Origin of the sequence: Algibacter miyuki, assembly GCF_030409805.1 — a bacterium.
In the GTDB taxonomy this organism is placed as follows: domain Bacteria; phylum Bacteroidota; class Bacteroidia; order Flavobacteriales; family Flavobacteriaceae; genus Algibacter; species Algibacter miyuki.
Genome location: NZ_JAUFQP010000001.1, coordinates 193,197 through 217,359 on the forward strand (window position 1 = coordinate 193,197; position 24,163 = coordinate 217,359).

Annotated in this window: 15 protein-coding genes; 10 read left to right on the forward strand and 5 right to left on the reverse strand. The window is 32.3% G+C overall.

Annotated elements, in window-relative coordinates; genetic code table 11:
• The first annotated feature begins 257 nt into the window (after positions 1-257).
• The 7 genes from QWY92_RS00590 (at position 258) to QWY92_RS00615 (ending at position 8,673) form a co-directional block, all read left to right on the forward strand.
• Positions 258-1,775, forward strand: a complete 1,518-nt coding sequence (locus tag QWY92_RS00590; RefSeq protein ID WP_290267789.1) for a hypothetical protein — start codon at positions 258-260, stop codon at positions 1,773-1,775.
• A 406-nt stretch (positions 1,776-2,181) separates the two neighbouring features.
• Positions 2,182-4,125, forward strand: a complete 1,944-nt coding sequence (locus QWY92_RS00595; protein WP_290267791.1) for a T9SS type A sorting domain-containing protein — start codon at positions 2,182-2,184, stop codon at positions 4,123-4,125.
• Positions 4,126-4,168: 43 nt separating this feature from the next.
• The gene (locus QWY92_RS00600) at positions 4,169-4,390 is read left to right on the forward strand and encodes a hypothetical protein (RefSeq protein ID WP_290267793.1); all 222 of its coding nucleotides are present in this window, start codon (positions 4,169-4,171) and stop codon (positions 4,388-4,390) included.
• A 126-nt stretch (positions 4,391-4,516) separates the two neighbouring features.
• Entirely contained in the window at positions 4,517-4,648 is a 132-nt protein-coding gene (locus tag QWY92_RS20515; protein WP_377879516.1) for a sulfatase-like hydrolase/transferase, read from the forward strand.
• Positions 4,626-4,886 (forward strand): hypothetical protein, encoded by a 261-nt coding sequence (locus QWY92_RS00605; protein ID WP_290267795.1) that lies wholly within the window; start codon positions 4,626-4,628, stop codon positions 4,884-4,886. Before QWY92_RS20515 ends, QWY92_RS00605 begins: the two co-directional genes overlap by 23 nt.
• Positions 4,887-5,149: 263 nt before the next feature.
• Positions 5,150-6,733: a sulfatase family protein gene (locus QWY92_RS00610; RefSeq protein ID WP_290267797.1), complete on the forward strand. Its 1,584-nt coding sequence runs from the start codon at positions 5,150-5,152 to the stop codon at positions 6,731-6,733.
• 74 nt (positions 6,734-6,807) lie between these two features.
• On the forward strand, positions 6,808-8,673 hold the full coding sequence (locus QWY92_RS00615; protein WP_290267799.1) for a sulfatase: 1,866 nt from the start codon (positions 6,808-6,810) through the stop codon (positions 8,671-8,673).
• 108 nt (positions 8,674-8,781) lie between these two features.
• Here the strand turns inward: QWY92_RS00615 and QWY92_RS00620 are convergent, their stop codons facing one another.
• The 5 genes from QWY92_RS00620 to QWY92_RS00640 form a co-directional block, all read right to left on the reverse strand.
• Positions 8,782-9,627, reverse strand: coding sequence for a T9SS type A sorting domain-containing protein (locus QWY92_RS00620; RefSeq protein ID WP_290267801.1), 846 nt, complete (start codon positions 9,625-9,627; stop codon positions 8,782-8,784).
• A 138-nt stretch (positions 9,628-9,765) separates the two neighbouring features.
• Positions 9,766-11,631: a sulfatase gene (locus tag QWY92_RS00625; protein ID WP_290267804.1), complete on the reverse strand. Its 1,866-nt coding sequence runs from the start codon at positions 11,629-11,631 to the stop codon at positions 9,766-9,768.
• Positions 11,632-11,794: 163 nt separating this feature from the next.
• Entirely contained in the window at positions 11,795-12,160 is a 366-nt protein-coding gene (locus QWY92_RS00630) for a hypothetical protein (protein ID WP_290267806.1), read from the reverse strand.
• A 383-nt stretch (positions 12,161-12,543) separates the two neighbouring features.
• Positions 12,544-13,980: a T9SS type A sorting domain-containing protein gene (locus tag QWY92_RS00635; protein ID WP_290267808.1), complete on the reverse strand. Its 1,437-nt coding sequence runs from the start codon at positions 13,978-13,980 to the stop codon at positions 12,544-12,546.
• Between the two features lie 267 nt (positions 13,981-14,247).
• Positions 14,248-18,336, reverse strand: coding sequence for a hybrid sensor histidine kinase/response regulator transcription factor (locus QWY92_RS00640; protein WP_290267810.1), 4,089 nt, complete (start codon positions 18,334-18,336; stop codon positions 14,248-14,250).
• Between the two features lie 867 nt (positions 18,337-19,203).
• Here QWY92_RS00640 and aldA point away from each other — a divergent pair.
• The 3 genes from aldA (at position 19,204) to QWY92_RS00655 (ending at position 23,489) form a co-directional block, all read left to right on the forward strand.
• The gene (gene aldA, locus QWY92_RS00645; protein ID WP_290267812.1) at positions 19,204-20,643 is read left to right on the forward strand and encodes an aldehyde dehydrogenase; all 1,440 of its coding nucleotides are present in this window, start codon (positions 19,204-19,206) and stop codon (positions 20,641-20,643) included.
• A gap of 33 nt (positions 20,644-20,676) precedes the next feature.
• Positions 20,677-21,978 (forward strand): L-fucose:H+ symporter permease, encoded by a 1,302-nt coding sequence (fucP, locus tag QWY92_RS00650; protein WP_290267814.1) that lies wholly within the window; start codon positions 20,677-20,679, stop codon positions 21,976-21,978.
• A 308-nt stretch (positions 21,979-22,286) separates the two neighbouring features.
• The gene (locus QWY92_RS00655) at positions 22,287-23,489 is read left to right on the forward strand and encodes a site-specific integrase (protein WP_290267816.1); all 1,203 of its coding nucleotides are present in this window, start codon (positions 22,287-22,289) and stop codon (positions 23,487-23,489) included.
• The last annotated feature ends 674 nt before the right edge of the window (positions 23,490-24,163 follow it).

Below are 24,163 nucleotides of genomic sequence, written 5' to 3' on the forward strand. Positions count from 1 at the left end.
TAAGTGAAACTTATGGATTTATTTTTTAAAATTTCTGTTATTTTGTGCTTTGATTTTTTTTATTAAAAACTCGAGAAGTCCAAAAAAACACCTTCTAAATATTGAATAAGCTAGAGGCAATATATATGATTTAATGGGCTATTTAACGCCTAAACCTTACCAATGCAAAAAAAGAGCAAGTATTTGACCGAATAAAGAATTATCTTTTTCTGTAAGTACAATATTTTTGATGAAATATTAAAACTAATTTAAACTTTATGAAAACAATCAAGTATATTTCAGCTATTCTATTACTACTATTAAGCATATCCTGTTCAACAGATTTAGACAATAAATATGAGTCTCCTGAAATTCCTAATCAATTCACGAATTTTACTATTGACAATGATACTCAATCTATTGATAATGAAATTACAGTAACCATTCAATCCGGAGATTACCAATCTACATCCGTTCGTTTTGTAGATGAAATTGGAGTTCTGTATACTCCTCCTAAAACAGAACCTAGTGAAGGAGAAAATGCGGGTGATTTAGACAATGTTTTTATACCTACTATTACAGCAACTGAAAACAATAACTTAGAATATAAAATTTCAGCGACAAAGCTTAGATTAGATGAGAAAGCATTATTAGACCTTGAAAGTTTTTTAGTAGAAGTTAAGGTTGTTAATAATAGTGGAGTTGAATTGACAGGATACGATAGAATTTATTTCAGTGATGTTGAATACATATTTAACACAAAAATATCATTTAATGAAACAGGAGGTAATAGCCAAATATTTAATGTAGGAATAGAAGATACGGATGATCTTGATACTAATATTATAACCGTGGGAGGTACAGGTATAGTTGCAGAAAACAATGGTTTTATAGGTGTTGCTACTGCAGATCCTAGTGATGATGGTGCCACTGCAGTTTTTACTTTTGATTTAACTACAAATGCAGCTACTGCAATTGATGCTACTTTAAATTTAGAATTAGCAAAAAGAGCAAAAGGTAGCGTTACAGGTACAGTTTCTGTAACGGGCTATCCAGATACACCTTTTTCTTATGAAGCGACATCAACTGTTGATGGTGGTAGTGCTCCAGCTATCGATTTTGAATTTGCATCAACTATTTCTCTTGTTTCAGGCACAACGCTTACGGTTACTATTACTCTAGATCAGATGTTAACTGAAGGTAATACAACAGCTCCTATTTTTAGGTTATCAAAAGTAATTATAAATAAAGATGGTAATGCCCCTGAACCTACAAAAGACACTTGGCTTGATGTAGACAATTCAATTGAAAATTTAACAATATCAACCGTTTGTACCGACTGTTCTGTTGCAATAGTAGCAAATCCTGATGCTGCAGATGCAGAAGCTACGAATGTAACAAAATGGACTATAGGTTCTACTTCTGGTAGTGGAAACAAAAGTCTTGATTTTGATTTCAAAGACGGAGAGGGTATTACACTTGCTGATTATGCTAATTTAATAGTAACCGTACGTATGTACTGGCCTAGTTACAGTGATATTAGTAATTATGATAGTAATGAGCGTATTAGATTCTATTTAAGTGATGGAGTTAACGAACAACAAGTACAAGGTAATTTTGTTGAATCTAACGAAGCTGGATGGCATACTATGGAATTTGATTTTACAGGAACACCTGCAGGTGGTGCCCTAACATCAGATATAATTAGTGGAGAAATTAGACTAATAGGTAATAAATTTACAAATATAGATAATGGTCTTGAATTTTATATTGATACGATCACTTCTAATTTATAGATTAAGAGTCGTTAGAAAGTAATGCTTTAAAATTTTGATCTCATACTTTGGGTATAGTAGTAAAAACGTTTAAAAGAAATGCTCAGTTTGGTGCTTCAAGTTCATCAACCAGTTTGTATACATTTCTTAAAAAATAATAGCTTATTAGTCTAATGAGATTACATGAAAAAAAGTCCTTAGTTAAATTTTAACTGAGGACTTTTTTTTTGTTTAAAACAACTATCCCATACGTTACAATTACACTCTTTATTTTATGGATGATAAAAAACACACTTAAGAATTAAATAATTTCAGATTAGTTAATTACAAATGATGTTTTAGAGCAAGTATTTGATTATTTAAAGAAACACGATTTTCTATTAACAATATATCTTTGGTTTAATAATTAGAGTCTAACTTGTTGATAATGAATAAATTTATACCTGTTTTGTTTTTTATGCTTTTTTTCTTTCAGATTTCTAATGCCCAATTTTTGTGGTATGAAAACGAAAGTAATAATGCTCATCTAGAATATTTAGCGGTTTCAAACGGAACATTTTCTACAGATGTTAGTAATCCAGACAATACAGGTATTAATACAAAATTTATAGTTTCACGTTTCGAAAGAAATGAAAGCACTAGTGCCAATATTTCATTTCAGCTGAAATCACCAATAACAAATATATCCAATTTAACAATCAGCCTAAAGGCTCATATTAGTTTAGCAACGGAAGATTTAAAAAACCCAAATACAAGAATAAGAATCTATTTAGGCAATTCAACTGTTAGCAGTGTTATATACATACAAAAACATTTTTCGGTTGGTCAGATATGGCAAGGATTTGAATTTAATTTTTCTGAATTAGAAATTCCTAATGATGTTATAAATGCTGGTGGATTTGATATATTACGTATAAGTTTTATAAATGCCAACAATCCGGCAGCTGCAGCAACTTATCATTTAGATAGTATTTATGGAAGCGTAGATCAAACAGGGCATGTTGCCGCTTGGTTATCTGGGTCTTGGGGGGTTACTTTTCCTGTTTTTGGGGGCGAGCGATTAGACTCTGAGGTCTCGGGAGGTTATAACCTTGTAGGTGGAGCGCAAGAAGTTGTTGATGAATTACCAGCAGCAGGTCATATTATCACAAACTTATCTTATTTTGCACATTCACATTATTTTACTTTAAGAGGAAATGAGAATGTAGATGTGGCATCGGAAATACATGAAAGCTTGGTGCCAAGTCTAGCGAATGAAGCCATAATTTTTGATGTCATGGAAAAGTTTAAAAATTCGGGAAAGAAAGTGATTTTGTATATATCGACCAATTATTTAGATCGGGCAGATGATGCAGCTCATGCGGCTTGGGTAAACTATTACACAAGCGAATTTGCAGGAGATGAGTACTTAGCTTATAAAGATCTGATTCAAGGATATATATTGCGCATAAAAGATTATGCCGATGGCTATTGGTTGGATACAACTGCAGAGCTTAATGATGATGGGTATATAGAAGATTTTGTTGAAATGATAAGGCAAGCAGATCCAAGTGCTGCTGTTTCAGCATCGCCAAATGGTGCTTATTTTACAGAAAACGGGGAAAATATTTTAGTGGATTCGGATGGACTCGATGATGAAGATGAAAGAGATTATAAAATAGTTAGTTTTGAAGGTGTTAATTCTTATCAAGACTTCACCAGTGGGCATGTTACACCTTTAGGACAAGGTGCCCCTCCTAATTCTTGGGCTTATGAAGAATTTACCATACCAGCTATGGTTGCTAATCCTTGGGGGAAATATGGTAGTAAAATAATTTTAAAACACGCTTGGTTTCCGGTTAGAGATAAATGGCATGTGTCTTCAGCAAATTTAATGTTTGGCGCCGAAGATGCTTACCGATTTACAAGAACCCTTGTAGATGCAAAAGCCGGAGTCACTTTCGCAACAACTATAACTGATAAAGGAAGTGGAAAAGGGTATATGATGGCAGAAGAAATGGCTATCATGAAAATAATTAATGATAGACTTTTATCTGTACCTATGACAGATTATCTACCATACGTAAGGCCCGAAGGTGCTTATTTAGTTGGTGAGGAAACCTTATACACGGGGGCTTTTAGCAGTGTGTCAGAGGTTATGTTTTACCCTAACCCTGTTGTTGACAAAATAACAATTACTAGAGCAACTACAGATTTAGAATATATAAAAGTCATATCCAATTTAGGGGCTAAAGTAATAGAAAAAGTATGGTATAGTGGAGCGTTGACAACACAATTAGATTTGTCTACTTTAAAACCCGGAATTTATTTTTTAAACCTTTCTAATGAAAAGAACTTAAGTATCACTCGAAAAATAATAATATCAAAATAATTGTTTAAACTACTCATAATAGTATAAATTAATCAAAAAGTTTATGAAAAAAATAATTCTAACCTTGATTATTTGTTCTCTTACAGCAAGTAGTTTCGCACAGAAAAAACTTAACATTAGTATAGTGATGTCCGATGATTTAGGTTGGGGGCAAACAAGTTATAATAACCATCCCGTCTTAAAAAAAACAAACATCGACGCTATGGCCGAAAATGGGATAAGACTAGGACGAGTTAACAACGCTTTACACAGAAACGGCGGTTGATTTTATCAATAAAAAAGCAAAAGATCCCTTCTTTTTATATGTTCCACACGCTATGGGTCATGTTCCTCTGGGTGTACCTATAAGTTTAGAGGTAAGAGTTAGCAAGGATTGTATGGTGATGTTATGATGGAAATTGATTGGTCTGTTGGAGAGATAAGTAATGTATTAGAAAAAAATAAAATTGCAGACAACACCATATTTATTTTTACCACAGACAATGGACCTTGGTTAAACTATGGGAAAATACAATTCATATAATACCAAACCAGGAAATGATGGTGTTCATGGAAGAAAACAAAATATGGCTATTGAGCAACCAGAGCTTTATAATATGTCTAGAGATCCCGGAGAGCAATACAATGTAATCACTTCTGATCCGGAAAAAGTAAAAGAACTTATAGTTGTTTTAGAAAAACACCGAAAAGAATTACGAGATTTAAATGTGGGAATCGCAGAAGGAAGTGAAAACAGAAAAGTGGGTGAAATAGAAAAGTAAATGTCCTATCATGTTGTCGGATATCAAAATAGCTATTTTATTAATAGCAACAGGAAAAAGCGCTTGAGCATTTACTATTTGCTCAAATTTACTCAAACGGAATGTTTGGTAACGTCATTCAGACATCGTTTGGGATTAAATTCTTCTGTTTTTATTAAGTTTTATTAAAAAAAGCGAAAAAAGCAAGTAAAAGACAGAAATGAGCACGAGGTATATAGATATAAATTGATTAATTTGTATGGAAAAATAAATCAAATAAATTCATGAAAAAAATAATTCTATCCTTAATTATTTGCACAATTACCATGGGTAGTTTTGCACAGAAAAAACCGAATATCATCTTTCTTTTATCTGATGATCAAACTAGTATCGCTACAGGTTGTTATGGAAATGACCAAGTAGTAACGCCCAATATGGATATGCTAGCGGAAGAAGGGGTGTTATTTGAAAATCACTATAATACAACGGCTATTTGTATGGCAAGTAGAGCTGTTATTTTAACAGGTATGTACGAATACAAAGCAGGCTGCAATTTTGAACATGGCCCTTTAAGAAAAGCGAAATTCGCAAAATCTTATCCCGTTATTCTGCGAGAGCATGGATATTATACTGGTTTTGCAGGTAAATTTGGAATGGCGGTTTCTGATGCTGATAACAGTACAAGACATAATAGTTGGGATTTGCTTCCTATTGATGCTTTCGACAATTGGGCAGGGGGCTTAGGGCAAACAAGTTATCAAACAGCAAAAAATAAATACATTTCAAAATATGCTGAAAAATATCCGCATAGTACAAGAGCTTACGCCGCTTGGGCCGAAGATTTTATTAAAGAAGCTAAAGAAACGGGCAAACCTTTTTCTATGTCTATTAGCTTTAAAGCACCGCATATGCCATTTACTCCAGATCAGTATTTTGATTATGTTTATAAAGGAAAAAAATATAAAAAACCAGAAAATTATGGAGCGGAAAATGCAACACATTTAGCGCCTCAAGCAAAGACAGGAAGACAATATAAAGAGTATAACTTTTGGAGAAATTCAGAAGAAAGTTATCAAGAAACTATTAAAAATTATAACCAATTAATCCATGGTGTAGATTATGCTTTAGGTATGATTCGCAAAACGTTAGAAGAGCAGGGCGTTGCCGATAATACCATCATTATATTCACAAGTGATAATGGTTATAGCTGCGGTGCGCATAATTTTGGAGGAAAAGTGTTGCCTTATGAAGAGGCTTCAAAATCACCTTTAATTATTTACGATCCAAGAACTCCTTTCAAAGAAAGAGGGGTTCGTCGTGAAGAAGTTACAGCAAATATTGATATGGCGCCAACAATTTTAAACTATGCAGGAATCGAAGCGCCTGCTCATATGGATGGCGAAGATTTACGCGTATTAATAGAAAAACCAAAGAAATTTAAGCGTAAAACCGTTGCGCTTACAAATTTTTGGGGTAATGATGAAATACAAGCCATGGGCGTGGTTTCTAAAGATTGGAAATATATTTTATGGAATTATGAAGATGATAAAATGAATACCACAGAAGAACTTTTTCATATCGGAAAAGACCGTTTAGAAATGACCAATAAAGCCACCGATCCTTCAGAAGAGAAGCAACTTAAAATAATGCGTTCATTATATGATGCACAAGTGGACAAGTTAAAGAAAGAAGCAACCAAGGATAATTTATATCAAAAATATGCTGTTTTATTTGATAGAAAAGCAACTGCTGAAGATAAGAAGCCTTATTTGATAGGGACTTATGAAGCATCTCAAAACAAAGCGAAAGCCAATGAGAAATCAACTAAAAAAAATAAGAAAAGCAAAAAGAATAAGAAGAATAACTAGAAATAATAGATTTCAATAACATGATTTCGACGTTATCAAAACTTAATATTTATAAAAAAAACAATTGAAACATTATGTATAAAATCCCCCTTTTTTCGCTCCTTTTTTATCTTAATTTACCTGCCGCATGTGGCAACAGCGTACCCGTGGAATCGGATAAAGGAAGACCAGAAAAGCCAAACGTATTGTTGATATTAACAGACGATTTAGGTTGGCAAGACGTAAAATGTTATGACGTAGATCAGCCTTCACCTTTCGAAACACCAAATATTGATAAGTTGGCTAAAGATGGTGTCCTGTTTTGGCAAGGGTATTCTCCTGCAACGGTTTGTTCGCCTTCTAGAGGATCTATTTTATCAGGGAAACACCCTGTGCGTTTAGAAAGAACCAGTGTAAGAGGCGGGCACCCGCCATTACCTTTCAATTATGGATCTTCATTAATAAGTCCTTGGATGCGAGGTGCCTTAGATATTTCAGAAGTCACCATTGCGGAGTCGCTTAAAACTAACGGTTATAAAACCGGACATTCAGGGAAATGGCATGTAGGTATTGCTGTAACAGACTATCCTGAACCTAAAGATCAAGGATTCGATTTTTCAAAACATGGTTTTGGATCACATAAAAGAATGACGGATCGTACAAAAGGATTCGCAACAACAGACCCGTCAGATCCTTTTTATTTAGATGAAGCAGGTTTCCCCTTTGATGATATTACTCAAGATGGTATTGATTTTATGGATGAAAACAAAAAAGACCCGTTTTTTCTTTTTTATTGTTCTCGATTAGTACATACACCAATACACACCAGAAGTGAAGCTTTGTTACGTAAATACTACGAGAAATTGGGGATAGAATACCCTAGAGAAAGTGATGTTTGGGATGAAGAAGGCCAAAGAAATGCCTATTATGCGGCAATGATTGAAACTATAGATCACTATACAGGTTTATTAATTAAATACCTAGAACAAACTGAAGATCCTAGATGGCCAGGGCATATGTTAATTGAAAATACCTATATCGTTTTCACTTCGGATAACGGAGGAATGGAAAAGCACACAAAAGAAATTATTACAGATAACTATCCGTTAGATAAAGGAAAGATTAATGCGAAAGAAGGTGGTACTCGAGTTCCTTTTATTGTAGCAGGGCCAACAATTTCATCAAACATTGAATCTAATGTTATGGTTAACGGACTAGATCTTTATCCTACCATATTAAGTTGGACAGGTACCAAAAAACAAGACAATCAAATATTAGATGGCGCTGATTTATCAGTATTATTAGATAACGATCCAACAGATTCAAAATTAGTTTTAGATCCAGAAACAGGAGAACGAAGAAGCAGCATGATGTGGCATTTTCCAAACAGTTCGATGCAATCAACCTTGCGAATTGATGACTATAAACTAGTCCGCGAATATGTTGCTACGGAAGAAAAAACAGAGTTAGCATTGTATCAATTATATGAAAACGGTTCAAAACGTGTCGATATAGAGGAAGCAAAAAACTTAGCTTCTCAAATGCCTGAGAAAGCAAAAGAAATGAATCGTCTGTTGGAAGAAAGACTAGAGAAATTAAATGCTAGATATCCTTATTTAAATCCAACAAGTAAAGCAGCATTGCCTAACAAAGCTAAAGTGCCTACGGTTGTTACACATGGTGTAGATGGAGAAAATGTTTGGTTGGAATATAAAAATAATGGTGCTAACGTTGTAAAAGCAGAACTTATTTATACTGAAAACGGTGGTGTTCCAGGTGAAATTTGGTTTCCTGTTACAATGAACCTTACTAGCGATAAAGTTTCTGTAACACTACCAAAAGGAACAACGCATTATGTATTTAATTTAGTTGATGAAAACAACTATTTAATAGGATATCCAGATGCGGGTTATCAAAAAACAACGAAAGTATTTGCCACAAAAGCAATTGCTGTTAAATAATTAATTTTGAATATTATATATTACTTCTTTATAAGGTTTATGTAAAGTAAAAAAGGTTCTTAGTAATTTACTAAGAACCTTTTTTACTAAATTAATAATTGTAATACTTTATTTTTTTACAAAACGCAAGACCTGTGTTGCTCCTGTATATGTTTTGGCATGAAATATATATAATCCTGCAGATAAATTGGAAACATCAAATGTAGTGTTGTCATTATAAGATTTTAAAGCTTTACCTAAGGAGTTATATATTGTAGCAGATTTAATTTTATTAGAAACTTCTAATGTGTTTTTTACAGGGTTTGATAAGAGTTTTAAACTGTTGTTTTTTGATTCTGGTGATTCTGAAGATAAGGTTGAATCATACGCTACAGTACTTATAATTGTATCAAAATAATAATTAAGGTCGTTGTCTAAATTTGTAAATCTTTCACTTTGACCAATTGTTCTAAACTCGCCAGAGGTTACATCTGAAGGAGTTCCGCCCGAAGTGCCTGCACTAAAATCAAACACCAAATTATACCAGCCTGCTTCGTCCGCTTCATTAAGTTTAACTTGAACATATGTGGATCCTAAATATAATCTTAAACGATTTACACTATCAAAATTATTGAAATAATCATATTCTGGAAAATAAAAGCGAGCTGTTATTATTAATGAGGAAAAATCATCGGCAGCAATACCTTGGCCTGGAGGAAAATCAAATTTAAGCACTTTGTTTTCAATAACTGGAGTACTGCTTGCTGGTACTTTCCATAGCGTTACATTTGTAGCATTTACTGTATCTCCAGCATCAGGATTGGTTACTGTTGTAATTGTACAATCTGTACAACTCGCCGTACTTGATAGAGTTATGTTAGTAATGGCATTGTCAATATCATACCAAACTTCTTGAGCGAAAATTGCAAATGAAACAAAAAGTAATATTGTTGTAAAAAGTAATTGTTTTTTCATGAAATACGTATTTTTAGGGTGTAGAGTTACAAGTTATAAAAAATAACTTACAATTACACATTTGTATCTATGAAAAAATAGACCATATTTTTTAAAACTCACATTTATAGTAGCTTTTACGGTTTTTATTTAAGCTAATTATTTGTTTTTCAAAGCATACTTCGAATAATTCTCTTTTTTACTTTTTAGTGTTTTGTTTGTAGGCATTTCAGGATAGCTTACTAAAAAGTTATGCACATCAATTAAGTTGATGATATAATGCGTTGTTCCTTTTGGTAAAGTAACTGTTATGGTTTGATCTGAGCTTATTTGAGCCTCTGTTTGAAACCATTCTTCATATCGATGACCTCCATTTTTGGTGTAAATCAAGTTGGCTTTTATCACTTTAGCTCCATTTTCTTGGAATTGAAAAGATACTATATTATTGTTTTTTGAAGTAGAAAGGACTGTTGGTACCGTTTTCTTATTTGGCATGTCGCTTTTGTAATTCGGGTTGTACGACGGGTAACTGGCCTTCATTTCTGTTAACATGGAAGTAAGCTGAGCATTCATGGCTGAAGTTCTTTTAGGGTCTGTAATTGCTAAATTGTTGGCCTCTTCAATGTCTACACGTTTTATGTGTTTTTTGCTGGAATCGTAAAGTTTATAAAGCTCAAATTCAGGAGTTCTCGGGTTGTTTATGTAATCGTAATTTCTTATAAATTTATAATCGCCAACGCGCAAGGTACTTTGGTATGAGGCATGTGGAAAGTGCCACATCATAGCATTTCTTTCTTTACCTGTTTTATCTAGAACTAACTTAGAATCTGTTGGGTCTTTTAATAATAAATCTGATAAATTATCACCATCTAAATGTTTGTTTTTTGGTTTTTCAATATCTAATAATGATAGTATGGTTGGGAAAAAATCGAGCCCATTTACAACAACATCAGATTGTATTCCTTTTTTTATTCCAGGACCAGTAATAATTAATGGTACTCTGGTTCCGCCTTCTTTAGCGTTTATTTTTCCTTTGTCTAGTGGGTAATTATCGGTTACTATATCTCCATGAGCATTTTCCATACCGCCGTTATCCGAGGTAAATATTATATAAGTGTTTTCACTTAATTTATGGCCTGGCCAACGTGGATCGTCTGTAGTTTCTAAATAATTAAAAACTTGTCCTACGTAATAATCTAACATTTCCACCATAGCACAGTAATAAGGATTGTTTTGTCCTTCTACATCCCAATGGTTGGGATCTGTTGGGTATGGAACCCCTAATTTTTCACAATACTTTTCTAAAAGGGTTTTACTTCTGGTATGAATAGGAGCATGCACTAGAAAGGTAGCATAATACAAGAAAAAAGGATCTTGCTTATTCTCTTTTAAGAAGTTTAAAGCATCCTGACTGTTTTGGTGATATGGGAAACCGTTTTCGTCCAATCTGTAAGGGTCCGATGCATCCGTAGTAGCGAAATTGGTCAAACGATGCGGTTTTTGTGGACTTGTTGCACCACGATCAGCAGTAGAAACGTCAAAACCTTGATCTGTTGGTTGCGGATATGCAAAGTGATTAATCGCCATATGCCATTTTCCGGTGTGTCCGGTGGTGTAGCCTTTTTGTTGTAATACTCTAGCTAAAGTCATTTCGTTTTCTGGCATACGTCCGCTATACCAAGGATCCATAATACGCTGTGTTTCTTTATTCGCATGTGTTGTTGGAGGCGCACCACCTACAACATGTGTTTTTTGTGCTCTTGCAGGATGAGTTCCGCTCATAATGGCACACCTACTAGGTGCACAGGTTGGGGCAGGCGAGTAGGCTTGCCAAAACTGAATACCTTTTTTTGCCAAGGCGTCTAGGTTTGGTGTTTCGTAAGGAGAGGGTTCATCTATATCATAAACCTTTACATCTTGCCATCCTAAATCGTCAGTAAGTAAAAGGAGAACATTAGGCTCTGGTCTATGGTCGTTTAAATCTTTATAACTAGATGGGTTTTGAGCATGTATAATAATAGACATACTACATGTTATAATTATGGATAGATGATTTTTAAAATTCATTTTGTTGGATTTTAGCTTTTATCGAACGCGGTCAAAATTAGTTGTATTATTATGAGCAAAAAAAAATGCATTAACATTAATTTGTTAATGCATTTAGCAATAGGTATAATACTATGTTTTGTTATTTTTTCTTCTTCTTTTTATTGTTTTTTTTCTTTTTACTCGCATTTATTATTTCAGTTGCTCTTTCTTTTCCAAGAGCAGCAGTTAATTTTTTCCTGAAGTCTGCATTATTAGCTTTTACTTCTGTTTTATATGTAGCAGGATCACTTTCTTTTAAAGGCTTTAAATCAAAATGCTTAGTTACATAGGCTTTATTTAATTCAATAAACGTTTCTTTTTCAATATTGGTTAGTTTAATACTTTTTTCAATGAGTTCAATTTTGTTATTAGTTGTTTTTATAGCACGTGCTTCATTTTTAGATTGTGCCATAGTAGATACACTAATTAATAATCCTAATACGAGTGTCAATAAACTTTTCTTCATTTTTTTAGTTTTAGATTAATATTAAGTTACGAAGTAACAAAGTTTTATGTTTTTCCTTTGTCGGAAATCATTTTAATGTTTGCTTTAATTGACCATTTTGTCAATTTATTCTCCTTTTTTTTAAATATATCTTTTAAATCATTTTTGTTTGTAATTGTATTGTTGTTAAGGTTTTAAGTGTCTGTGTGGTTGGGTACGGAGCCGTGTAATTCTAATTGTTAAGTAGGAAATGTTTTGGTAGAAAAGATTGGTAGTACGATTAAAAAGTACAAGGTTATTATATAATATAAAAGGTAGCAATTTTACATTGCTACCTTTTGTTTAACTTTTATTAGGGCCATTATTTAAGAATGGTACCTAAGAATAAATAAGGTTTTTATACTTTATTTTTTTACAATTTTTAAAGTTTTAGAACCTGACGTTGTGTTAATGTTTACAAGATAAATTCCCATAGTTAAATCACTAATATCATAATTTGCTCTGGCACTAAACGTTTTTAATAAACGACCAGTAACATTGTATAATTCTACGTTCTCAATGTTTTTATTATAATCTAATTGAAAACTATTTGTCACAGGGTTAGGATAAACCGAAATTGCTGCTGCTTGAGCATCGATATCATTTGTAGATAAAGCAATTTCTTTAGGAACTTGTAGGGCATCTACATAAAAAACTGCAAGATTTCCCGATGTATCTATATTAATGCCTTGATTAAATATAAGGTAAACTTCGTTGTAAACACCGTTTGTAGCTATAGAGCCACTTTGATTACCAACATCAGTTAAATCTAAGCTGACTTCATTCCATTGGTTAGGTGTTAAATTTGTAACGCCGTCAGTTTGTATTTGCGTACCTGATGTACCATCATGTCTTGCACGAATTTTAACACTCGGAATTCCATAATCTATATTACATTCAGGATAAATTCTTACAGTTATTCTACCGTCTCCTTCATCGTATTTAAAGCTTGGGCCTTGGTCAAATTTAATTCCAGTAGTAGCATCATTATCATTTCTTGTAAACTTCAAAACAGTGGTTTTGCTATTGCCAATAGTTGATGGTGTTGCCTGAGATTCTACCGGATCTGCAGCGCCAGCCCATCCTGCTGCAGTAGTATTAAAAGCATCAGGGGCATTGTTATAATACCATTGGTTATCAGTAGCTAAAGTCGCATCGCTAGAAAGTGGTGTAACACTGTTATCTATATTTAATTCAATATCATCGAAGTATAATGTTTCAATCGTCTCAGCGCCATTTGAAGGTATAATAATTATTTTATCATACCCACCAGCTGCATCAATTCCATCGGCAATATCGGATTCTGAGGCCGTGTTATCAGGTAACGAAGTGGTTGTGTAGCTGTATTCTTCCCATTTGCCTCCTGTTTTATCAACATTAGTTAAATTAATACGTTTAGTTGCAGAGGTTCCCAAATTTGAATTATACATCCTAACAATTATTCTTCCAGAACCATTTTTATTAGACCCTGAACTTGCACTATAAAAACGAAAATTAAAAGTAAAAGGATCTCCTACAGCGTAAGTAGTAGGTAAATCGATTATGAGGTTGTTGTTAGCTGTTCCTGATAATGTACTAGATACGTTTGTAGAAGTATTCGGGTTTGCAACAGGGTTAGTTGCATCGGGGTTTAGTACAGACGCTGTATAAGTTGCATCTGGTATTACATCCGGATCATCTAGATTAGCTTGAGGTGTAATATTAAGCAATATACAATCGTCTGCGGAATGATGTATATACGTTTGTGAAAACCCCATTAAAGATGTTACGGCTAATGTTAATGTAAGTAATGTTTTTCTCATAATTTATTATAGTTTAGTTTATTAAACAAAATTATAGAAAACACTAAAAGTTCATTTGCTGATATTAACCATTTATTTGCTTAAAAGCATTAATTAATGTTTAACCTGTTGATTTATATAGGTTTTTTTTGGTTGTGGTTGATGTTTTTTTAATGAAATAGAAAAGTAATTCACGGATTAATTACGTATTTATAACGTGAGTTTTGTGATCATTAAATCTTTTTTTTTACTTAAATACCTCTTGAGTTGAACAGATTTATATTCATCTTATTGTGAGTTCTTCAAAAATTCGGAAGGAGACACACCATGTAATTTTTTAAACGAAGTAGAAAAATAAGAATTAGATTCAATCCCAATTTGATACATCACTTCGGAAACATTTGTACCGTCGTTTTTACTTAATAATTCAGCAGCACGTTGCAACCTAAAATTTCGTAAGTAAGCATTCGGAATTTGTCCTGTAAGTTGTTTCAATCGTCTGTAAAAATGCGAAGCGCTTAAATTCATTTTGGTCGAAAGTTCTTCTACTCCAAAATTAGAGTTGGAAATATTAGCTTCCATAATTTCAATAATATCGTTTAAAAAAGCTTTATCTCTAGTCGATAATTCAATATCTTTTTTAGGTATCGAACTACTTTTTGTAAAGTGCTGTTTTATTTTGATATTATTATCAATTAGTCTTTTAATACGTAATTCTAATAATTTTATAGAGAAAGGCTTACTCACATATTCATCGGCACCAAATTCTAAACCTTTTATAGTGTCTTCATTTGTCCCTAATGCGGTTAATAAAAGTACTGGAATATGGCAGGTTGCAGGATCGGATTTAATTTTTTCGCAAAACGCAAAACCATCCATTTCGGGCATCATAACATCACTAATAACCAATGTAGGCTCTTTAATTTTTATTTTTTCTAAACCATCAAGACCATTATTAGCAATAGTAATATTGTATTTTTCGGAAAGTGTACTGACTAAAAAGTTTTGTACATCTTCCTCGTCTTCAACAATTAATAAATGATGTTCTTTTAAATTATCACTTGAGGTTTCATTTAAAGTATCATTTTTATATTCAGTAGAAAGCGGCACCCAGTCTTTAATAAACGATTTGTTGTTCGTGTTTACTTCAACATCATTATAATCTTCAATATTACCGGAAGGAATTAAAACTGAAAATCGAGTTTCAACAAAAGGTTCACTTGTTACTGAAATTTGACCATTAAATAAATTAATAAGCGATTTACAAAAAGCCAGTCCAATACCGCCACCACTAACGTTTTCTTCATTATTACCCAATTGATAAAAGCGTTCGAAAATATTGTCTAAATCCTCGGCAGGTATGCCTTTTCCGTTATCTATAACATCAATACGGATCATTCTGGTTTCAGAAACATATACAATATCCGACTCAATACTAATACTTCCGTTTGCAGGCGTATTCTTAAAGGCATTAGAAAGTAAATTAAATAGAATTCGTTCCACCTTTTCAGTATCAATTACAATGGCTTCATTAGGTGAATTTACTTTATAAAAGAAATTTATGTTTTTTTCCGTAGCATAGTTTTCAAAAGCCTCGGTAGTTGGGTAAATAAAACCTCCCAAGGTGTTTTGGTTGAAATTTAAATCGATATAACCTTGTTCTGCTTTTCTAAACGTAATTAATTGATCCACCAAACTCAGTAGTCGTTTTGTGTTTTTTTGAATTATAGCTAAATATTTTGTGTTTCCTTCGTCTTTATTAGTCGAAATAATTTGTTCTAAAGGACCAGCTATTAATGTTAAAGGTGTACGAAACTCGTGCGAAATATTAGTGAAATATCTAAATTTCCCTTGGTTAATAGTATCTAAGCGCTCTTTGTCTAATTGTTCATATTTTAAACGTTGTTTTAGTTTTTCATGCTGAACAAAATAGATAATAATACCAACGCCTATTAAAATAAATAATATAAAAAACAACAAATAGCTCCACCAGGTTTGATACCATGGCGGTAAAATAACCACATTTAAGCTTTTTATTTCAGGGCTCCAAAGTCCATCGGCATTGGCGGCTTTTACTTTAAAAACATAATTTCCAGCAGAAAGATTGGTATAGGTTACTTTTTTCTTTCCAATTTGTTCTTCGATCCAATTATCATTAAAACCTTCGAGTTTGTACGCGAGCTTGTTTTTTGAAGGGGTAGAGGTATGCTCCACAACCAACTGAAAGGCAATAGTTTGCTCGTTTTGGCTTATAGAAATACGTTCGGTTTCTGAAATCGACTTTTCAAGAATGACGTTATTGTCTAATTTTTCTCCAATTTTTATCACTTTATTATTAACGAATAGTGAGGTGATAATAATTTTTGGAGGTGTACTATTTAATTGAATGTTCTCGGGTTTAAAAAGGGTTAGTCCATTTAGACCTCCAAAATAGAAATAACCAGATTTTCCTTTATAATAGGCGGCTTGTCTAAAGTTGTTTTGCGCCAAACCATCACGAACGTCAAATACGTCTACTTTATTCGTATTGGTGTCAAATTTAACCAACCCCATATCGGTGCTAATCCATAAATCCGTATCGTTTTCTTGTAAAATACCATAAATAGCATCGTCTGGAAGAATATTGTTTTTTCGAAAATATTCTATTTCAGATGGGTTGCCGTTATTGTCAAAGCTTATTTTGTTTAAGCCTCCACCAAATGTACCAGCCCAAATATTTCCTTTAGGGTCTTCATGTAACGAGAAAACGTTAGAATAGCTTAGTTTTAATTTGTTATTACCTTCGTCTGTAATATGGTTTTCTATATTTATTTTTTCACCATCAAAATCACCAGAATACAAGCCGTTACTAGTGCCAAACCATAGTTTTTGCTTAGAGTCTTTAAGTACGGTTTGATATACAATTCTTGAATCTATATCAAAAATGGTTTTTACTTCTATTTCTGGATTTGTTTTACTTTTTATTTCGTTCCATGGATTCTTTATAATTGTAATTTGATTTCCTAAAAGGAGTAAATTGTTATCATCTATTTGGTAAATACTGCGATACAACTGTTTTTGAACAATTTGGCCATTATCCTTTAAATTCAGTTTTTTAAAGCGCTTTGTTTTCGGGTTATAAACAATAATGTTTAAGTCGGTACCAATCCAAATGTAGCCTTTTTTGTCTTCGTAAAAACAGCGTATTCTATTTTTGGTTTTTAGAAAGTTTAGCTTATCGGTATAGTTGTCAAATTTTATATTGAAAGCCGTATCATCGTTAACGGCTGTGGAGCTTATGTATAAATCTTTATTGTAAGTAGAAATCCATAATTTACCTTTGCTATCTTCTAAAATGGCCGTGATTAAATTATCGGTAATAGATTTTTTATCGTACGGATTTTTCGAATAGTTAATAAATTGTTTTTGTGCGATATCTAATTTATTAATACCTCCTTGTGCCGTACCAATCCATAAAACATCATAATTATCTTGGAAAATAGAGTTTATAAGATTGCTACTTAAACCAAAATTATCTTTGGGGTTGTAAGTGTAGTTTTTAAATTTATCTTCCGATTCTAAATATTTTAGAAGTCCAGATTCTCTGGTGCCAATCCATATAGCTCCATTGTTATCTTCAAAAATGGTGTTTATTTTTAATGACGATTTTGTAGTGTCATTAACAGTATCATATTTTTGAATAATATGGATGCGACTATTTTCAAAAGTAGTTTTAAATAAACCATCATAAGTCCCTATCCAAAGTATGTTTTTAACGGTTTTTATTGAAGAAATATGGCTGTCATTAAAATTTTCAAAATCAATAATTTTTTCAATTTTAGAATTAATATCTATGCTATCTTCAGTAAAAAAAACTTCGTTTAGACTTTTAGAAGTTGCTAAAAGTAAGGAGTTATTATTGGTGAAACTAAAATAATTAATATCCTTAATATTATTTTGGCCAACCATAAAGTTTTCTGAAACCTGAAAATCGCCATTAACCACATTTGTAATTTTACAAGCGTATAATTTATTTTGTCCTGAAAACCAAATACTACCATTTGGACCAGAACAAATATGACTAATATTTAATTTTGAAGTGAGTGGTATGGTGTAAAACTTTTCAAGCCATGGTACGTAAACGTTTAATCCCACATTAGTTCCAATCCATAGTACGCCATTTTCATCATTAAACAGACTTTTTATGTGGTTACTAGATATAGTTCCTGTGGTTTTTGTTTGGGTGGTATAGGTTTCAAACTCATAACCATCGTATTTTATTAAACCGTTAGGTGTGCCAAACCATAAAAAACCATAACGATCTTGAGACATCGCGTTTATCGTATTCTGATTAAAGCCCTCTTTATTTGAAAACCTTTCGAAGTTTTGCGCTTCCAAAGTAAAAGGGTTTGATAAGCTAAAACATATCAAAAATGTAAATAAGATAAAATTGAAATGTTCTCGTTTTATAAGCATAAACATTAAGTTTAGTTTGAATGAAAATATAAAAGTTAGTTAGTTAATGACGAAGATAAAAAAACCGATGAATTAAAACTTTAAATTTTATGGTGTTAAGTATTAAGAATAGAAGAAAATATATAAATATTTTAAAAGGAAAAGTAAGTTAATACACATTTTTGGATGAGGAGAATATTATAATAGGTTTGTTTTATTCATCTTTAAGATTATTTTGTATGGGTGATTTTAATATGAATAGCATTTTATTACAGAGTGTTTATTCTGCATAAAAAATTAGGAAACAGATAGACTATGGATGTTATAAAAATATAGAATACAAAATTATAGAATAAAAAAGGCGATTTATGTGCTTTAAATTTGTTGGTTTGTGTAGAAAATAAACATTTTAATGTATTAATAATGAAGTGTTAGCTTTAAAATCTATGTAAAACCGATATTTTAGAATATTTTAAAATTTCATACTGATATAATTGTTCTCCTTTAGGATTTCTTTTTCATTTTTCAAAAAATAAAGTATTATGGTCATATCTAGATTTCCAAAGTGTTAAAACATCATTGCGGGTTCTCTAGTAAAGTAGCTCTTCTGTTAATGTTTAAATTGTACATAAAGTAGATTGTTATGGATAAATACTCCGGAAGACTTGTGCTGTAGTTTTGTGCTCACTCATATTTTGTTTTTAATTATGTACTTACAAATTGAAGTACATCTCATCTTTATAAATTGAAAATTAAGAGCCTTTATGGAGTATCCATTTAAAACCAACTAAAATTTAAACTAAACTAATTATGAAGGAATTCAACCAATACATTAACGGGAAGTTTGTAAAATCTACATCTACCGAAACAACAGCCGTTTTAAACCCATGTACAGAAGAGGTTTTATCTCTAATCCCGAAAGGCTCAATAGTCGATGCAAATGCTGCTCTAGAGGCGGCACAAGCTTCTCAACATGCATGGAAATCGCTTACAGCTATTGAGCGTGCGAGTTATTTACATAAAATGGCAGCAGTTATTCGTGAGAATAGAGAGTTTTTAGCTGAAACTCTAGCGAAAGAACAAGCTAAAGTAATTGGGTTAGCACAAGTTGAAATTGATGTTACTGCTGATTATTATGATTATAACGCAGGTTGGGCCAGAAGAATCGAAGGTGAAATTATCCAAAGTGATCGTAAAAAAGAGCATATATTTTTACACAAAGCGCCTATTGGTGTTGCAGTTGGAATTTGCCCATGGAATTTTCCGTTTTTTGTAGCTGCACGTAAAATTGCTCCGGCCTTAGTTACGGGAAATACTTGTGTTATTAAACCGAGTTGTATTGCACCTAACACCATATTAGAATTTATTAGGTTAATCGAAAAAATTGAACTTCCCGCAGGTGTTTTAAATGTGGTTTGTGGTACAGGTCCTGTGGTAGGGAATGCACTTACTAAAAGTCCAATAACGGGTATTGTGAGTTTAACTGGAAGTGTGGCAGCTGGCCAAAAAATAATGGAAGCTGCGGCGACTAATATTACCAAAGTATCTTTAGAGTTAGGAGGTAAAGCACCTGCTATTGTATGTGCCGATGCTAATTTAGATTTGGCTGTAAATGCCGTAGTATCGTCTAAAGTTATTTTTAGTGGTCAGGTTTGTAACTGTGCGGAGCGGGTTTATGTTGAAGATTCAATTTACGATGAGTTTATGGAAAAAGTAACTAAGAAAATGGCCGATGTCAAGGTTGAAGATGCGTTTTCTGATAACAATCCAGATATGAGTAGTATGGTGTCTAAAGACCAATTGGATAAAGTAGCCGAAATGGTTGAGTTTGCTAAAAAAGAAGGTGCTGAAGTTGTTGTAGGGGGAGCGCGTTCGTCTCAATTCGATCGTGGTTATTTTTATCAACCTACATTATTAACTAATGTAAAACAGAACATGCAAATTGTTCAAGAAGAAGTTTTCGGACCTGTTTTACCAGTTATGAAATTTGGAACTTTGGATGAAGCTATTGCCATGGCGAATGATAATGAATACGGTTTAACATCATCCATTTTTTCTGAAAATTTTAATAAAGTAATGCATGCTTGTGAGCAATTAGAATTTGGTGAAACGTATGTAAATAGAGAACATTTTGAAGCAATTCAAGGATTTCATGCCGGGTGGAAAAAATCAGGTTTAGGGGGTGCCGACGGAAAACACGGGATGCAAGAGTATTTGCAAACTAAAGTAATCTATGCGCAGTACAGGTAATCTGTTTTATTCATCTAAAAAATATTTTAATAAATGAAGCAAGTTGAAAAAATTCCGGTAGTAAAAAAAGAGGTTTTAATGCCTTTTATTCTAATAACGTCTTTATTTGCTTTATGGGGTTTTGCAAATGATATTACAAATCCTATGGTGGCAGCTTTTGGCACAGTAATGGAAATATCTACAGCAAAAGCGGCATTAGTGCAATTTGCATTTTATGGTGGTTATGCAACTATGGCGATTCCAGCGGCTCTTTTTGTTAGAAAATACAGCTATAAGAAAGGCATTCTTTTAGGGTTGGCTTTATACGCTTTTGGAGCATTATTGTTTTTTCCTGCAGCTAAATATGAGGTTTTTGGCTTCTTTTTAGGCTCGCTTTATATTTTAACCTTCGGCTTGGCATTTTTAGAAACTACTGCAAACCCTTATATTTTATCTATGGGCGATGCGCGTACGGCAACGCAACGCTTAAATTTAGCCCAAGCTTTTAACCCTATTGGTTCTATTTTTGGCATGTTTGTGGCTTCAAAATTTATTCTAACGGCTTTAGATTCTGATAAAAGAAACGAGGTGGGGACTCTAATTTTTACAGGCTTAGAAAGTACTGAAAAAGCGATTATTCGTACTCATGATTTGGGCGTTATTAGAAATCCTTATGTTATTCTTGGTGTGGTAGTTATGATTATGTTTGCCGTTATTGCTATATCGAAAATGCCAAAACGCGACAAAAACAATAATCTAGGTTCAGCGAGTGCATCTTTTAAACGCTTATTTATAAATGGAAAATATCGGGAAGGTGTTTTTGCACAATTGTTTTATGTTGCAGCTCAAATTATGTGCTGGACGTTTATTATTCAATATGCGGGCCATTTAGGAATATCTAAAGCAACAGCACAGAATTATAATATAGTTGCCATGTTGATGTTTTTATCAAGTCGTTTTATAAGTACGTTTTTAATGAAGTATATTAATTCAAAAAAACTATTAACTACATTCGCTTTAGGTGCTATGGCTACAATAGCTGGTGTTATTTTAATAGAGGGCGTTATGGGGTTATATTTATTGGTGACAACTTCAATATTTATGTCTTTAATGTTTCCAACCATATACGGTATTGCACTTAATGGTCTATCGGAAGAAGATTCTACTTTAGGAGCCGCTGGTTTAGTTATGGCCATTGTAGGCGGTGCTTTAATGCCTATTTTACAAGGTCTTATTATTGATCAAGAACGTATTGGGGGCTTTGCAGCAGTTAATGTGTCTTTTGTTTTACCATTTTTATGTTTTTGCTTTATATTTATTTATGGCTATAGAACACTTAAAGTGTATAATGATTAATTTTTTAGAGTTAATTAATTATAAAATGTTACGAATATTTTAGTTAAATAAAAAAAGCCAAGAATAAAATTCTTGGCTTTCCCTTTGTTTACTTGTAGCGAGAATGGGGCACGATCCCATGACCTCCGAGTTATGAATTTAGAGCATACTATGTCATATCAATATGAATACCTTTAAAATTCACTAAAAGCGAAGCTTTATATATTGTTTAGTGTTAAATGAAATCAATTAATATCAAAGAATGTTTTAGCTATGTTTTAGCAGTGTATAAATACACAGAATTTTATCTTTATTAAAAACTAATACTTATGGCATCAGTAACACCTTTTTTAGTTAAACGACCAAATTCAAAAAATCTACATCCTATATCAATTAGAATTATAAAGGATCGGAAGCCGTCATATATTTATATTGGACAATCTATAAAGTTGAAGCAATGGGATACCAAAAATAGAAGGGTGAAAAAATCACATCCAGATCATTTAGAAATCAATCAGCTGATACTATCAAAACTATCTTTAGCCAACAAAAGTTTGATTAATGCAGAGATTGAAGAGCAGGATTTATCTTCAAAAAAGATAAAAAATCAGATTGTATCGAAATATGATAACGATTTTTTTAAAGTAGCCGAGAGTTACTTGGTAAATATAAGAAACCGAAAGCAGTTTCATCAATTGGATATTGAAATTGGTCGTATAGCTGTGTTTAGAGAATTTATAAAAAACGATCACCTTCATTTTAAAGACTTGAATTTTGAACTCCTAAAACAATTTGAACATTTTCTGTTAAGTAAAAGGAATTTGGTTGCACGTACTGTGGCTAATTATATGATTACGCTTCGAACTATTTATAATTTGGGAATAAGTAAAAGCATTATAAAGAAGGAATCTTACCCTTTTGGAAAAGGGAAATTTCAAATTAAGTTTCCAGAAACAAAAAAGGTAGGATTAAATAGAAAAGAAATAAAGACTTTAGAGAATTTAAAAGGTTTAACAAAAGCTCAAGAGTACGCTTTATATGCATGGTTAATTAGTTTTTATTTTGCAGGAATTCGGATAAGTGATGTATTACAATTAAAGTGGGCAGATTTTTATGATGATCGTTTACATTACCGTATGGCTAAGAACAACAAATTAGTGTCTTTGAAGATTCCTGATAAAGTTACTAAAATTCTAGGTAAATTAGAAAGAGAAGAAGATTCTGTTTATTTGTTTAAGGAGTTAGAAGGCGTTAATTTAAATGATAAGAAACGCGTAAGAACGAGAATAAAAACAGCTACAAGAAACTTCAATAGGAGGTTAGAGCTTGTTGCTGAGCAAGCAGGTATAGAAAAAAAAATGTCTATGCACATTGCTCGCCATAGTTTTGGTAATATTTCGGGAGATAAAATACCCATTCAAATGTTACAAAAACTATATCGACATTCTTCGGTTACTACAACGATGCTTTATCAAGCTAATTTTATGAGAAAAGATGCTGATGAGGCACTTGATATGGTTATTGATTTTTGAGTTCTATTAAGAGGTTGTTTAATTGGTTCAAGAGGAACTAACCAAAATCTAATTTTAATATTAGTCTCAGAAGGTAATAACGGCTATAGTTTTATTTGGCACCTGATTACATACCGTTTTGTAAGTCTTTATTCAACTTATTGATTTTTAACTTTGATTAACTGAGTATGGATAAGATAGAAGTAAGTCAATTTGTTTTTTTTAGTCCTTTTCTAAATTTATTTTCATTAAAAACTAAAGAGTATTTTTTTTTGCTAACCACGAAACTCAAAAAAAATAGCATGCTATAACCAATAGGGTTTTAAAATACAGAAAACTATCATTTATAATAAGTTTTTATTCTAATGTTATTATGATAAATAATATATTTTAATTAGTGCTGCTTAAAAGTTATAGACATGGTAATTAAGTTAAAATTTTTCTTTTTTACACTTAAATTGCTTCTAGAATAGAAACAAGTTTATGTATAACAAAATAGCTATAGTTATAAAAAAATGAGAAGAAATTAAGTTAAAACAAAAATGTTAGTGTATTTATTTCAGTATTTCAATCATACAAAAAATAGTTTAAAACAGGTTTATTTTCTTACATTTAGTAAAGAAGAAACACTTTGTTGAGGGTAATTGGTACTTTTCGATACCAAATTCGGTATAATTTAACTCTCTACTAAAAGT

Bases quoted from the DNA above. Each gene is read 5' to 3' on its own strand.
- QWY92_RS00620 (WP_290267801.1), bottom strand. From the start codon at position 9,627: ATGAAAAAACAATTACTTTTTACAACAATATTACTTTTTGTTTCATTT.
- fucP (WP_290267814.1), top strand. From the start codon at position 20,677: ATGAAGCAAGTTGAAAAAATTCCGGTAGTAAAAAAAGAGGTTTTAATG.
- QWY92_RS00655 (WP_290267816.1), top strand. From the start codon at position 22,287: ATGGCATCAGTAACACCTTTTTTAGTTAAACGACCAAATTCAAAAAAT.
- QWY92_RS00595 (WP_290267791.1), top strand. From the start codon at position 2,182: ATGAATAAATTTATACCTGTTTTGTTTTTTATGCTTTTTTTCTTTCAG.
- QWY92_RS00590 (WP_290267789.1), top strand. From the start codon at position 258: ATGAAAACAATCAAGTATATTTCAGCTATTCTATTACTACTATTAAGC.
- aldA (WP_290267812.1), top strand. From the start codon at position 19,204: ATGAAGGAATTCAACCAATACATTAACGGGAAGTTTGTAAAATCTACA.
- QWY92_RS00635 (WP_290267808.1), bottom strand. From the start codon at position 13,980: ATGAGAAAAACATTACTTACATTAACATTAGCCGTAACATCTTTAATG.
- QWY92_RS00605 (WP_290267795.1), top strand. From the start codon at position 4,626: ATGGGAAAATACAATTCATATAATACCAAACCAGGAAATGATGGTGTT.
- QWY92_RS00630 (WP_290267806.1), bottom strand. From the start codon at position 12,160: ATGAAGAAAAGTTTATTGACACTCGTATTAGGATTATTAATTAGTGTA.
- QWY92_RS20515 (WP_377879516.1), top strand. From the start codon at position 4,517: ATGGAAATTGATTGGTCTGTTGGAGAGATAAGTAATGTATTAGAAAAA.
- QWY92_RS00615 (WP_290267799.1), top strand. From the start codon at position 6,808: ATGTATAAAATCCCCCTTTTTTCGCTCCTTTTTTATCTTAATTTACCT.
- QWY92_RS00600 (WP_290267793.1), top strand. From the start codon at position 4,169: ATGAAAAAAATAATTCTAACCTTGATTATTTGTTCTCTTACAGCAAGT.
- QWY92_RS00625 (WP_290267804.1), bottom strand. From the start codon at position 11,631: ATGTCTATTATTATACATGCTCAAAACCCATCTAGTTATAAAGATTTA.
- QWY92_RS00610 (WP_290267797.1), top strand. From the start codon at position 5,150: ATGAAAAAAATAATTCTATCCTTAATTATTTGCACAATTACCATGGGT.